This is a genomic window from Streptomyces sp. NPDC059009 (genome assembly GCF_042740175.1).
In the GTDB taxonomy this organism is placed as follows: Bacteria; Actinomycetota; Actinomycetes; order Streptomycetales; family Streptomycetaceae; genus Streptomyces.
On the sequence record NZ_JBHYJB010000033.1, the window covers coordinates 26,789 to 39,624 of the forward strand.

At 67.9% G+C, this 12,836-nt stretch carries 11 protein-coding genes and 1 pseudogene; 9 read left to right on the forward strand and 3 right to left on the reverse strand.

From position 1 onward, the window contains the following. The first annotated feature begins 520 nt into the window (after positions 1-520). From ACFWYM_RS29525 to ACFWYM_RS29545, 5 genes are read left to right on the forward strand one after another with little or no spacing between them, the layout of a single operon-like run. The gene (locus ACFWYM_RS29525) at positions 521-1,429 is read left to right on the forward strand and encodes a hypothetical protein (RefSeq protein WP_384843872.1); all 909 of its coding nucleotides are present in this window, start codon (positions 521-523) and stop codon (positions 1,427-1,429) included. A 39-nt stretch (positions 1,430-1,468) separates the two neighbouring features. Then, a complete protein-coding gene (locus ACFWYM_RS29530) occupies positions 1,469-1,876 on the forward strand; it encodes a pilin (RefSeq protein ID WP_384843875.1) in 408 nt (135 codons plus the stop codon). Positions 1,877-1,879: 3 nt separating this feature from the next. Next, positions 1,880-3,322 (forward strand): hypothetical protein, encoded by a 1,443-nt coding sequence (locus ACFWYM_RS29535; RefSeq protein ID WP_384843878.1) that lies wholly within the window; start codon positions 1,880-1,882, stop codon positions 3,320-3,322. Then, a complete protein-coding gene (locus ACFWYM_RS29540) occupies positions 3,319-4,416 on the forward strand; it encodes a PrgI family protein (protein WP_384843881.1) in 1,098 nt (365 codons plus the stop codon). The genes ACFWYM_RS29535 and ACFWYM_RS29540 overlap by 4 nt, the downstream gene beginning before the upstream one ends. Before the next feature lie 32 nt (positions 4,417-4,448). Further along, entirely contained in the window at positions 4,449-6,290 is a 1,842-nt protein-coding gene (locus ACFWYM_RS29545; RefSeq protein ID WP_384843883.1) for a VirB4 family type IV secretion system protein, read from the forward strand. A 504-nt stretch (positions 6,291-6,794) separates the two neighbouring features. On the opposite strand, the gene ACFWYM_RS29550 is transcribed toward ACFWYM_RS29545, so the two are convergent. Next, positions 6,795-6,932 carry a hypothetical protein gene (locus tag ACFWYM_RS29550; protein ID WP_384844133.1) on the reverse strand — a complete coding sequence of 46 codons (138 nt, stop codon included), beginning with the start codon at positions 6,930-6,932 and terminating at the stop codon, positions 6,795-6,797. Positions 6,933-7,376: 444 nt separating this feature from the next. Here ACFWYM_RS29550 and ACFWYM_RS29555 point away from each other — a divergent pair. The 4 genes and pseudogenes from ACFWYM_RS29555 to ACFWYM_RS29570 form a co-directional block, all read left to right on the forward strand. After that, positions 7,377-7,616 (forward strand): annotated as a pseudogene (locus ACFWYM_RS29555) (helicase HerA domain-containing protein); the annotation flags it as partial. Positions 7,617-7,919: 303 nt separating this feature from the next. After that, the gene (locus tag ACFWYM_RS29560) at positions 7,920-8,708 is read left to right on the forward strand and encodes a hypothetical protein (protein ID WP_384844136.1); all 789 of its coding nucleotides are present in this window, start codon (positions 7,920-7,922) and stop codon (positions 8,706-8,708) included. 23 nt (positions 8,709-8,731) lie between these two features. After that, on the forward strand, positions 8,732-9,784 hold the full coding sequence (locus ACFWYM_RS29565) for a replication-relaxation family protein (RefSeq protein ID WP_384843886.1): 1,053 nt from the start codon (positions 8,732-8,734) through the stop codon (positions 9,782-9,784). Between the two features lie 6 nt (positions 9,785-9,790). Then, a complete protein-coding gene (locus tag ACFWYM_RS29570) occupies positions 9,791-10,744 on the forward strand; it encodes an NlpC/P60 family protein (RefSeq protein WP_384843889.1) in 954 nt (317 codons plus the stop codon). A gap of 352 nt (positions 10,745-11,096) precedes the next feature. On the opposite strand, the gene ACFWYM_RS29575 is transcribed toward ACFWYM_RS29570, so the two are convergent. Together ACFWYM_RS29575 and ACFWYM_RS29580 are read right to left on the reverse strand one after the other, a co-directional pair. Continuing rightward, positions 11,097-11,567 carry a hypothetical protein gene (locus tag ACFWYM_RS29575; RefSeq protein ID WP_384843892.1) on the reverse strand — a complete coding sequence of 157 codons (471 nt, stop codon included), beginning with the start codon at positions 11,565-11,567 and terminating at the stop codon, positions 11,097-11,099. An 83-nt stretch (positions 11,568-11,650) separates the two neighbouring features. Beyond that, the gene (locus ACFWYM_RS29580) at positions 11,651-12,766 is read right to left on the reverse strand and encodes a DUF932 domain-containing protein (protein ID WP_384843895.1); all 1,116 of its coding nucleotides are present in this window, start codon (positions 12,764-12,766) and stop codon (positions 11,651-11,653) included. Positions 12,767-12,836 lie beyond the last annotated feature (70 nt).

The window sequence follows — 12,836 nt, forward strand, 5'->3', positions numbered from 1 at the left end:
ACGATCCGTCCCGATCACAGCACGGGTGCGCCGCAGGCACCCCTGCGCGAGAACCAGTGCACCACCTGCGGCGACGCGTCCGAACCCAGCACTCAGCAGGCGGACCCGGACACCTGGGCCATCAGCCATACCGCGCGCACCGGGCACACCGGGTTCCGCGAGATCACCACCGCGTTCCTCCGGGTCACCCCCGGACGCCAACAATCCGCCGCCAGGAAAGCGGCCACGAAGAAGGCCGAGTCAAAGCCTCCGGGTCGATGAACCCCACTCAAACCGTTCCTAACGAACCCTTCTCGTCTCACTAAAGTCCCTGGCCAGGGACACGGAGTGGCTTCACGATCCCCGAGCACGGACTCACGCAGCTGGGCCAGGACTTCCACGTGACGTACAACTAACTCAAACCTCCGCTCCGCCTAAACGGCGCCAAGCGGCATCTACTCATCCGCACTTGCTTCCCTCTTGCTCCGCACCTGACTTCCTGGAAGGCGTCATCCGCCCTTTCCATCGGGAGGAGGCGCACATGAAGCGAGTGCGCGAGCACGAGGTGGCTTGCCCGCCCCATCGGCACCTGCCTCTGGACGCGGTTCGTCTCTGCTTCGGCTGGCTCGCGACCGGCACTTCACCGCTGAGGGTTGACGGTCGCCCCTTCCCGGGGCTCCCCAACCGCCCGGTCGGGCTGGAGGACTTGCAGGCCCTTGTGCTGTGCCGCTCATGTCCGCGCAGCACCCGGGACGTCGTCTGGGCGGAGCTCGTGCGGCGTTCCCGGACCGAAGGAGCAGCATGGACTCTGGCGTGCGTCGGGGTGGCGTTGCCGGCTCTCACCGCCACGGCCCACCGTCTCGCGATCCGGACTCCCGCAGACCCCGGAGATGTTCAAGGCGAAGTGCTCGCCGGATTCCTTGGCGCGCTGGCAACGGTCGACCTGGGGCGTCCAGGCGTCTTCGCCCGGCTGCGTTGGGCGGCGTTTCGGGCAGGATTCGCGGCCCAGTCCGAAGCTCTGGATGCTCCGGTGCCAGTGGCTTCAGGTTTCGACTCCACGCCCCCGCGCCCGTGGAGCGGGCACCCAGACTTCGTGCTCGCCCGAGCCGTACGCGCCACCGTCCTGTCGCGTGAAGAGGCCGACCTGATCGGTGTCACCCGGCTCGAGGAGCTTCCGGTGGCCGTCTGGGCAACCGAGCACTGCCGGAGCACATGCTCGGCCTACAAGGCCCGGCGCCGGGCCGAGCTGCGGCTGCTCAACTACCTTCGCGCAACAGCTACTCGGGACGGCGGTCTCGACGATCCCGTGGCCGAGGAGGTGACGACCAACCTCGTCACCCTGCCCCGCCCGCCACGCTGCCGCGCAACACGGCGTCGCCGCGCTGTCAGCCCCAGGCGCGAAAAGGCTCGCCTTCTGCTGTCCAATACCCGCCGCAATTCCGGCCTTTGACAGTGCGGGGGTCTTCCGACATCCGTAGGTCGTGTCGACGTGGAGGTACTCGTCGTGCATCCCGGCTCCGCGGCCCGCCCCGCAATCCGTCGCGCGGCGGCAGCGCACAGAGCAACGTCTTCGGTGATTCTCCTCGCGGCAGCGGTCGCGGTGCTCGTGGCCTTCGGTCCGGCAACGCCCGTCGTGGCCGAACCCAAAGAGATCCTGGCGCTGGCGGGTTCGATAAACGAAGTGCTCAACAACATCCGCAACTGGCTCATGGGTGTACTGGCCGCGTTGGCCACCGTCTTCCTGACCCTGGGTGGACTCCGCTACCTCATGGCGGGCGGCGACCCCGGTGAGATCTCGAAGGCCAAGGACGCCTTCAAGAACGCCGGTTACGGCTACGGTCTCGCCGCACTGGCCCCGCTGGTCGTCGAGATCCTCAAGGGAATCGTAGGGGCCTGAGCCATGGGCTGGATCACCGACGCCGTTGTCGGCGCGATCAATGCCTTCTTCAGGGGCCTGGTCAGGGATGCCCTCAACCCCCTGCTCGACCTGCTCGGACGAACCCTGCTGAGCACCCCGACGCCCCGCGACCTGCCGCGCATCGGCGAGTTGTGGACCACCTCTTGGCAGATCACTCTGGCTGCGTACGGCATCCTCGTCCTCCTCGCCGGAGTGCTCGTGGCCTCCTACGAGTCAGTGCAGGCCCAGTACTCCATCAAGGAGATCGCACCCCGGGTCGTCCTGGGGTTCCTGGCGTCCGCTCTGTCGCTGGTCCTCGCCCAGAAGGCAATCGAGACGGCTAACGCCCTGTCCCGCGCCGTGATGAGCGACGGTGTGAACGAGAAGAGCGCGGGGCGCATTCTGCGCAGTCTGGTGATGGGGTCTCTCGACCAGACGTTCGCGATCCTCGTCGGCCTGGTCATCGCGGGCATGCTGCTGGCGCTCCTTGTCACGTACGCGGTGCGCGTCGCCCTGACTTTGATCCTCGTCGCCGGGGCGCCACTGGCACTGATGTGTCATGCCCTTCCGCAGACCGACGGCATCGCCCGATGGTGGTGGCGGGTCTTCGGCGGTCTGCTGGCCATCCAGGTCGCCCAGTCGCTCACGCTCATCACGGCGATCCGGGTGTTGCTCACCCCCGACAACGGCTTCGGCCTCTTCGGCGCGAACCGGTCGGGCCTCGCCAACCTCATCGTCAGCCTTGCCTTGCTGTACATCCTGATCAAGATTCCGTTCTGGATCCTGAGGTCCAGTCACGGCTCCACGCGACGGTCACTGGCCACACGCGTGGCCCAGGCGTATGTCGCGACGAGAGTTCTCGGTGCGATGCGCTCGGGCGGACGGCAGGGTGGGACCCGGATCGGCGGGGCCCGGTACGGAGCCGGACCGGTGGCACCGCCCCTGGTCGCTACCCACCGGCCCGGTGGCGCTGCACGAAGCCGGACCGCGCTGCGGCGTTCCCCAGGTAACCCGCTCTTCCTCGACCCCACACCCCCATCGCCCCCAGGCCGAGTACCGGCGAACCACCCGCCTCCCATGCCGGTGTTCCGAGCCCCTGGGGATCCTCCTTCACGTCCACCCACGGGGCTGCCCCAACCCACTGCAGTACCGGGTCCGCCCGTGTTCCTGCCGCCCGGTGCACGCCCGCCTGAACGGGGTGCCGCGTCCCGGCGCCGGTCGCGCGGCGTTCCGCCAGTTCCAACTCGCTTTCAGCCACCAGTGGTTGATCCCCTCCCTCAGCCGCGCAGAGCCCATGGCTCACCGCCGCTGCCCCACTTCCAAGAACCCGTGCGACGGCCCCCGCCCCTACCCCCCAACCCGCCACGCCGCTTCGCACCCCCACCACCGTTCTTCAGCTCACCGCCACCGCCACGACGGCGGCCAGGAAATGGAGACGCGCGATGACCCAATCCGTACGGATCCCCGCCGACGTCGACCGCGAGGACACCGTCTTCGCCGGGCTCACCGCACGGCAGTTGCTTGTCCTCTCCCTGACCGGGGCCGTGTTGTACGGGGGCTGGTCGGTCACCCGCGCCTTCCTGCCCTCGGCGGTCTTCCTCGTCGTCGCGCTCCCCGTCGGCGTGGGTGTCGCGGCCCTCGTGCTGGGGCAGCGAGACGGCATCGCGCTTGACCGGCTGACTCTTGCCGCGTTCCGGCAGCGCCTGGAGCCCACCCACCACGTTCTCGCCCCCGAAGGCATCTGTGCGCCCCCAGCCTGGCTCCGCCACAGCACCTCGGACGGAGCGCCGTCCAGCGGCATCAGCCCGACCCCACTGCGGCTGCCAGTGGCAGGCGTCTCCGAAACCTCGGTCGTCGACCTTGCCCAGGACGGTCTCGCCGTCATCGCCCTGTGCGGCACCGTCAACTTCGCCTTGCGTACTCCGGCGGAGCAGAACGCCCTCGTCGCCGTGTTCGGCCGGTACCTGCACTCGCTCACCGCGCCCGTGCAGATACTGGTCAGGGCGGAACGCCTCGATCTCTCCGCTCCGATCGCCGAACTCCAGAACCGAGCACCGAACTTGCCGCATCCGGCTCTGGAACGGGCGGCCCTTGAGCACGCCGACTATCTCGCTGAACTCGACCACTCGGCCCATCTGCTGCGACGCCAGGTCCTGCTGGTCCTGCGTGAGCCTCTCGCGCCATCCGGGCCTGTCGACGGTCTCGGCGGCGCAACCCTGCGGAACACTCTGATCGCACGCCGAGCAGCAACGCACAGGCCACGGCCGGTCGGTGACGCACAGCGCCGCGCCGCGGAAGCGCGCCTGATGCGCAGACTCGATGAAGCCGTGGATCTCCTTCAGCCCGCGGGGATCTCCGTGACTCCGCTCGATGCACAGCAGACCGCGGCCGTGCTGGCTGCCGCCTGCCAACCCGACAGGCGAATCCCTCCCCACGCCGACTACGCCGGGGCCGATGAGGTCATCACCTCCGCCGCGCACGACGAGGAGGCGCGTGACTCGGCGGCCGCCCGCTCAAGGAGGCGAGCGACATGGCTCTGAGGAGACGGGCCCGGCATCCGGATCCAGCCGAGATGGGCGTCGTGCCCCAGGGCTTCACCCCGGACACGGTCGGGGTCAGCGCCCGCCACATCGAGGTCGGAAGCGACTGGGTGGCCTCGTTCGCGATCACTGGCTACCCACGCGAGGCCCAGCCCGGGTGGCTGCAACCACTCCTCACCTACCCGGGCCGCGTGGACGTCTCCGTCCATGTCGAACCCATCGACCCTGTCACGTCGGCGCGCCGACTCAAGCGCCAGCTCGCCAAGCTTGAGTCGGGCCGTCGCCACCGCGAGGACAAGGGCCGGCTCCTCGACCCTCACGCCGAGGCCGCCACGGAAGACGCGTACGACCTGTCCGCCAGCGTGGCCCGCGGTGAAGGAAAGCTGTTCCGCCTCGGCCTGTACCTCACGGTCCACGCCGACTCGCACGAGGAGCTCGTCGACGAAGCCGCCGCGGTGCGCACGCTCGCCGCCAGCCTCCTCCTGGACGCGAAGCCAACCACGTATCGCAGTCTCCAAGGATGGGTGTGCGGCCTGCCCCTGGGGCTCGATCAGATCCGCATGCGGCGAACCTTCGACACGGCGGCCCTGTCCGCCGCCTTCCCCTTCACCAGCCCGGATCTCCCTCCCGCTGATCCGGCGGCGAGCGATGTCGCGCACGGCGTGCTCTACGGCTTCAACATGGGAAGCCGGGGCCTCGTCCACTGGGACCGCTTCGCCCTCGACAATTACAACTCAGTGGTTCTCGGGCGGTCCGGCGCCGGCAAGTCCTACCTGGTCAAGCTGGAACTGCTGCGCTCGCTGTACCGCGGCGTGGACATTCACGTCGTCGATCCGGAAGACGAATACGCGCGCCTCACCGAGGCAGTCGGCGGTGCTTACGTGCACCTGGGAGCCGACGGAGTGAGGCTCAATCCCTTCGATCTTCCCGTGCACACCGCCCCCGATGGGCGACGCACCGCGTCGCGTGACGCCCTCCTACGACGCTCCCTGTTCCTGCACACCTTCCTGAACGTCCTGCTCCAGGATCGCCTCACCCCGGCAGAACAGGCCGCCCTCGACCAGGCGATCACCGCGACCTATCGACGCCTGGGGATCACCGCGGATCCGAAGACCTGGAGTCGCCCCGCTCCCCTCCTCACCGACCTCGCCGCTGTCCTCGCAGACACCCGTGAACCGACAGCGTCCGCGCTCGCCGCGCGACTGCACCCGTATGTTCGCGGGGCGTTCTCCAGCCTGTTCTCCGGACCGACCACCACCCAGACGAACAGCCACCTGGTGACCTTCTCGCTTCGTGATCTGCCGGACGAACTCAAGCCCCTCGGCACGCTGTTGACGCTCGACACCGTATGGCGCCACGTGTCCCATCCTGGCGCCCGCCGGCCACAGCTCGTGGTCGTCGACGAAGCGTGGCTCTTGATGCGTCAGCCCGCAGGCGCCGACTTCCTCCTCCGCATGGCCAAGGCAGGCCGCAAGTACTGGACCGGGCTGACCGTCGCCACCCAGGACTCAGCGGACATGCTCGCGTCCGACCTCGGCCGAGCTGTCGTCTCCAACGCCACCACACAGATCTTGTTGCGCCAAGCGCCCCAAGCCGTGGACGAGATCACCAGGACCTTCCAACTATCGCTGGGAGAGCGGCAGTTCGTGCTCTCCGCCGATCGCGGCCAGGGGCTCTTGTCCACCGGGACCGAGCGGGTCGCGTTCCAGGCGCTGGCCTCCCCCACCGAGCACTTCCTCGTGACCACCGATCCGGCTGAGCTCGCCTCCTACTCCGACCACGCCTTCGCGGAGCCCGCGCACGGCCGGACTGTCGATGTCGTCGACCCCTTCGACGACGACCTCAGCCAGCCGATTGACCTCGGAATCGCTTGATCGCAGCCCACCGCAGAAGGCTAGGAGTCCGTTATGTACGCACTGCAGTCCCTCGCCGAACTCCCCAGCTGGGCGCGCGCCGACAACAGGCCAGCCCTCTGCGCCCTCCTACTCGGAACCCTGGGGATGGTCGCGCTCCGGAACCGGCGGCGGCATCGGTGCGGGCCCCGCTTCCCTGCCGAAGCACGGCTCGTCCACGTACTGATGCCGCCGACGGTCTCCCCTCAAAGCGCGGAGATGTTCTGGGCGAACGTGGCGGGTCTTGCTGGTGCCGAGGGAACTCACGATCGCGACCGACGGGCCCACTTGTCGTGGGAGTACGTGTTCCGGCGGGACGAGATCAACATCGGTCTGTGGGTACCGTCCGCCATCCCAAGCGGCTTGGTGGAGCGGGCGGTCGAGTCCGCTTGGCCCGGCGCCAGCATCCGAACCGAAAACGCCACGATGGCCGTCCCCACCGAAGGGGCCGCCTCAGAAGGTGGGAGCACGGGAGGCGAGCTACGCCTAGGCCGCGCCGAAGCCCTCCCTGTCCGCACCGCGTTCCCGGCTGATCCGCTCCGGGCGCTGCTTTCCATACCGGCCGCGCTCCATGTCGGGGAGCGGGTGATGGTCCAGATCGTGGCGCGCCCAGCTGATGTTCATCGGACGCACCGAGCTCGTCGAGCAGCCCGGTCCGTGCGTGACGGCGCCTCGCCACGGCTCTCTGGACGCATCCTGGACCTGGTCACGCCAGGTCTCACACGGCAAGCAGTCCCGTCCGACCACCAGGCGGCGCTGGCGGCGTCCGCCACAGACCGCGCGATCGTGGACAAGCTTCAGGGCACCGTGTACGAGACGCGAGTCAGGTACGCCATCGACCTGCCCGGCGCTTCCCCGAACAGTGAGGCCAGCCCTCGGCTACGGGGCCTCACTCAAGCCGTCGTCGGGGCGTTCGCCACGTTCACCCAGCACAACGAGTACCGTCCGACGACAAGGCGCCCCTCTCGCCGTGACCTCGCTGAACGGAGCCTTGGCAAGGGCGACTTGATGTCGGTACCGGAAATCTCCGCTCTCGCGCACCTTCCCTGGGACGACTTCGTACCGGGTATGTCCAGAGCACCCGCTCGTTCGCTGCCTCCACCACCCGAGGTCGCCGAGAGCGGATCCCACGTCAAGCCCCTCGGCGTCGCAGATTCCGGGCGTCCGCGCCCCGTTGGCCTGTACGTCCCCGACGCCCGGCACCACGTACACATCCTCGGTCCCACCGGGGCAGGCAAGTCCGAGCTGATGGCACACATGATCCTCGCGGACGCGAAGGCCGGGCGCGGCCAAGTAGTCATAGATCCAAAGGGAGATCTGGTCACCGACGTCGTTACACGTCTGCCCCTCCACATGGCGTCGCGGACAGTCCTCCTCGACGCCGACTGTGGCACCCCGCCTCCCATTCTCAACCCGCTGGACGGGCCGGATCCGGCGCGCAGCGTGAACCACCTGATGTCCGTCTTCTCGCGTATCTACGCGGCAACTTGGGGACCACGCACCGACGACATCCTGCGCGCTGGCCTGTTGACCCTGTGTTCGCTACCCGGCACACCCACACTCCGCGACCTCCCCAGGCTGCTCACAGTCCCGGCATTTCGACACCGGGCAGTGAGCCACGTGCAGGACGAGGTGCTGCGCGGCTTCTGGACCTGGTACGAGCAGCTCTCCGATCAAGCCCGCGCTGTAGTCACGGCGCCCCTGATGAACAAGGTTCGGGCCCTGCTGCTACGGCCATTTGTCCGGGACACCCTCACCGGAGGGTCATCCACCATCGACATGGACTCCGTCCTCGACGGCGGCATCTGCCTGGTCCGTCTCTCCCAGGACACCCTCGGAGCCGAAACAGCGGCCTTCGTCGGCTCGCTCGTCGTCGCACGCACGTGGCAGTCAGCCATCCATCGCGACCGGCTGCCACAGTCCGAGCGGCGTGACTGCGCCCTTTACATCGACGAGTGCCACCACTTCCTCCACCTGCCGTACGCCCTGACGGACATGCTCGCTGCGGCCCGCGGCTACCGGCTCTCGCTGACGCTCTCCCACCAGTACTTGCGTCAGCTTCCGCGAGAACTCGAAGCAGGCGTCAGCGCCAACGCCCGCACCAAGGTCTTCCTCAACGCCAGCCCGGAGGACGCCCGAAGCCTGGCCTGGCACACCGCGCCCCGGCTCACCGAGTACGACCTCACCCACCTCCCCGCCTTTCACGCGGCGATACGACCTGTCGTGCACGGCAGGGAGACCCCAGCCTTCACCATCCGCACCGAGCAGCTGCCCCCACCCGTAGCCGGACGAGACGTAGCGATCAGACAGGCGGCGGCATCAGCACTCCGACCGAGCGTTCAATCCCCGCTCGCCCACCCCGCATCCCGACCCGCGGCCGATCCCCGCCGCACCGCCTGAACCGATACGCCTTCACAAGAGAGATGGTCGACATGACGACGACCTGTACCGCGCCCCAAGGAGCCCTCAGAGACCGCCTTTCGCGCCACGTCACCCCACGTACCGCGACCAGCAGCACGCACCTGGCCGAACTGTCCGGACGGCTCACCCCGCGCGACCGGTGGCTGATCCGCATGCTGTACGCCCACCGGGTCTTCACCACTCACCAGATCGCGCAACTTGCCTGGCCGTCCCGCCGCGCCGCCAACATGCGGCTGCTGCGGCTCTACCAGTGGCGGGTCTTCGACCGCTTCCAACCGTTCGTGGCCCATGGCACGGCGCCCATGCACTACCTCATCGACCGCGCAGGGGCCGCCGTGCTCGCTCGGGAGGAAGGAATCGAGCCCCGCCGCCTGGCCTACGACCACTCCCGTGCCCTCGGGATCGCCCACTCACAACGACTGACCCACACCATCGCCACGAACAACTACTTCACTTCGCTGATTCACCGGGCACGCCACATGACCACACCTGGAACACTCACCACTTGGTGGTCCGAAGCGCAGTGCGCACGCCACTTCGGCGACGTCGTGCGCCCGGACGCATACGGGCGCTGGAGAGATCACCATGGCGAAACCGAATGGTTTCTCGAAGTCGACCTCGGCACCGAGCAGCTGGGACGGCTGTGCGCCAAGCTCGTAGGCTACGGCGATCTCGCTGAGCAGACCGGCATCGTCACACCCGTCCTGTTCCTTCTCCCGAACCAGGCACGAGAGGACTCTGCGCGGGCCACTCTGGCCGCCGCCCTGACGGCACTGGATTGCATGCCAGCTGTACCAGTGGCCACTGCGCACACCGCACGCACCGCGTCCTGCGGCTCGTCGAACTCGCCGCATCCGCAAGCTCCGCAGTGGCTCCCGCTGGAAGCCACCCACCCAGATCCTCGGCTGGAGCTATGGGAGTTGGGCCAGTTCTGGCGTCACTTGCCCACGCTGTCCCCAACCGCTCCACTTGTTCCGGACGCGTCAGCGCACGATCAGCTGCGATCCCCTTTCCCCATGCCCCCAGGGGCCGCTCTCTCGGACACCGGGGAGTGACGTCCAATGATCAGGATCATGGGGGCACTTCTGGGCGCGCTCGTCCTCCTCATAGTGCTCGTGGTCTCCGGGGCCGCTGGGGTGTTCTCTGCTGTCGCGGGTGGTGGTAGCAGCCCCGGCCTGACTGCGTTGGCTGATATCCCAGGTCGCTTCCTCGCCTTGTACTCCGCGGCGGCCCGAACGTGCCCCGGCCTGGACTGGTCCGTGCTGGCCGCCATCGGCAAGATCGAGTCCGATCACGGACGTTCGCAACTTCCCGGAGTACGGAGCGGCGCGAACTCAGCAGGCGCACGAGGGCCGTTGCAGTTCTTGCCCACGACGTTCCACAGCGTCATCGCAAAGTCGCCCCCGCCGCCGGGCGGCCACACTCCCCCATCGCCGTACGACCCTCACGACGCGATCTACGCTGCCGCCGCCTACCTCTGCGACTCCGGCGCTCGAGGCAACCGGGATCTGCGGAAGGCGGTGTTCACCTACAACCACGCCGACTGGTACGTCTCCGATGTCCTCGCCCAAGCCGCTCGATACCGACGCGCTGCGGCAGACGACTCTCCCAGGGGTAGCCCAGCAGCGGTCACAGCCGTTCGCTACGCTCTCGCGCAGCTCGGCCAACCGTATGTCTGGGGCGGGAACGGCCGTCAGGACGGCGGCTTCGACTGCTCAGGGCTGACCAAGGCGGCCTACACCGCCGCGCACATCGCTCTGCCGCGCACGGCGGCCGAGCAGTACCAGGCTGGGCCACGCGTTGGTGAGAACGAGAAGTTGATACCCGGCGACCTCGTCTTCTACGGCCATCGCACCAACGGTGCCGATCATGTCGGGATCTACATCGGCGCCGGCAAAATGATCGACGCGCCCCATCGCAACGCGTCCGTGAGGATCACGGCGTATCGCCATCACGCTGACGGCTACATGGGAGCGACGCGTCCGGCCGCCCGTGCGCCGAGGAGCACCGTCTGAGCTGCTCCGGGAGCCCTCGGAGCCGCGAGCTGCTTGGCCGGCCAATTCAATGGACCCGGAATCCTCCGTGGCTCCGGGCTCGCTCCAAGTAGTCGATCCATAGGAGCCAGTGGTCCAGCGAGTCGCCGACAACGACTCTCGTCTCGTTGACCTCGTGCGTGCGGTAGCTCTCCAAAGCCACTGCGATCTCCTCCGGGGTGACCAGCCATGCCTCATTCGTGCTCAACTTGTGGAGCGCTATTCCGAACGCGGGCTCAGGATGCCAGGCCAGGTGCCAAAACCCATGACGGGACCCTCTGTTTGGTGGGAGTCGGGCCTCGGTTACGAGGCCCCGACGGAACAGGTAGAGCTGCTACCAGACGCGGAACCCGCCATGCTCGCTCGCACGCTGCAGGAAGCTGATCCACTCCGACCACCAGGTCAGGGAGCTGCGCACGCCGTCTCGGTGCTCCTGCGATGCGGCCGTCCAGCAACCGAGAGCGGCTGTGATCTCATCGGGCGTCACCAACCATCCATCACGGGTGATCAGCTTGTAGCAGGGGATCCCTGTTGGGTTCTCTCCCTGCGAGTCGAACAGGTCATGTAGCGCGTCCACGAATGGTTCGAGGTCAGGCGGTACCTCAGTGCCGCCGCTGTCCAGGTACGAGTCGATCCGCACGCTGGTTGTTCCGTAGTCCTCGGGGGCGGGCTCGTCTGGCGGCACGTCAGGAGTGAGCATGCCGAGCTTTGCCATTTCTCGGCGGGCAGCGGCGGCCACGTCGTCACTGATTCGCATGCCGACGATCCCGCCCGGCGGGTTCTGCAGTTCCAGGTCGAAGCACATGGTCGTCTCCAGGAGCGAGTGCGGGGCGCCGCGCCCCAAAGTCGGCATGGGGCACTGGAGCGGGGCGCGGCCGTACGGTGATGTCACGCGGTGCGCAGGGCCATCAGGCGGCCGTGCGCCTTGGACTTGATCTGGTCGTCAACGCCTTCCATGACGGCGGTGGCGCGGGCGATCTCCTCCGTCATGGTCTTTCCAGGACGGCGCGGGGCGACATGATCCAGGTAGTCGGTCACGGTGCGCTCGGCGGCGTAGGCGGTGCGGCCGATGTTCTGCGACTCGATGGTGAACATGTCGGCGAGCAGATCCCTGCGGCGCTCCTCGGCCCGGCGGGTGCGAGGCGACGCGTCGTCGTCCGGCGGCCACAGCTCGCCGACGAGCCGGTCGAACTCGTCGATCGCGCAGTCGGTCCGGGCAAGTGCCGTCTCCTCCACAGCCCACTGCTCGTAGTACGCGATGGACAGTTTGAGCGCGCGACGGGCTTCCTTGATGCGGTCCCCCGCTCCCTTGGTGTGCCGCACCGTCCACCGCGAGTACGCGTCTCGTACAGCGAACCGTTCGGTGTTGCCGCACACGGGCCGCCACGGGGTGACGACGGCGGAGAGCGGCGAGCGGCCGTCGTGGGAGTTGATCACGGCGATGAACGGGACGATCTCGTCGTTGATCCCTGCAGCGTCGACCGCGATGTTGCGCGGCAGTCGGATGCATACAAAGATCTTGCGCCCGTCGCGCAGGGCCCCGGCGGATTCCCAGACCACGCCGTAGTCGTTGACCAGTTCCTGCAGGAACTCGAACCCCGACCGGTTCTGAATGGGCTCATAGACCCCGCCGACCACACCGAGCGCGGCTCCGGTGTCGTCCCGCACCGTATGGAACTTGCCCTGATGCTGGCGCAGTTCGCCATTCCACAGGTAGAACGCAGGCACCCGCTGCACCTGGAAGTCGATTCCGGCAAGATCCAGGACAGTGTCGATATCCGAGATCCCACCGGGAATGACCTTGCCCAGGCCGTGCCAGGCCGGGACCGAGGAGTACAGGGCGGCGGTGCCGAGCGAGGTGTCGAGGCCGTCCCTCCCGATGACCTCGCCTCGGTCGTAGCCGACAGTGGCTTCGTACGAGCCGTCGTCACGTCGCGTGGCGCGAGCCTCGGTGACGCGGGCCGAACGATCGTTGAAGAACTGGGTGTTGACGTCGATGCTCATGATGTCCCCCTTGGGGATCTTCCCTTGGGTGGGCGGCTCGGCAGCCGGTCGCGACAGGCGACTGGTCCGC

What these genes read in the sequence shown, in the direction of transcription:
- ACFWYM_RS29525 (WP_384843872.1), top strand. Translation starts at nt 521, where the DNA reads ATGAAGCGAGTGCGCGAGCACGAGGTGGCTTGCCCGCCCCATCGGCAC.
- ACFWYM_RS29535 (WP_384843878.1), top strand. Translation starts at nt 1,880, where the DNA reads ATGGGCTGGATCACCGACGCCGTTGTCGGCGCGATCAATGCCTTCTTC.
- ACFWYM_RS29540 (WP_384843881.1), top strand. Translation starts at nt 3,319, where the DNA reads ATGACCCAATCCGTACGGATCCCCGCCGACGTCGACCGCGAGGACACC.
- ACFWYM_RS29545 (WP_384843883.1), top strand. Translation starts at nt 4,449, where the DNA reads ATGGGCGTCGTGCCCCAGGGCTTCACCCCGGACACGGTCGGGGTCAGC.
- ACFWYM_RS29550 (WP_384844133.1), bottom strand. Translation starts at nt 6,932, where the DNA reads ATGAACATCAGCTGGGCGCGCCACGATCTGGACCATCACCCGCTCCCC.
- ACFWYM_RS29565 (WP_384843886.1), top strand. Translation starts at nt 8,732, where the DNA reads ATGGTCGACATGACGACGACCTGTACCGCGCCCCAAGGAGCCCTCAGA.
- ACFWYM_RS29570 (WP_384843889.1), top strand. Translation starts at nt 9,791, where the DNA reads ATGATCAGGATCATGGGGGCACTTCTGGGCGCGCTCGTCCTCCTCATA.
- ACFWYM_RS29575 (WP_384843892.1), bottom strand. Translation starts at nt 11,567, where the DNA reads ATGTGCTTCGACCTGGAACTGCAGAACCCGCCGGGCGGGATCGTCGGC.
- ACFWYM_RS29580 (WP_384843895.1), bottom strand. Translation starts at nt 12,766, where the DNA reads ATGAGCATCGACGTCAACACCCAGTTCTTCAACGATCGTTCGGCCCGC.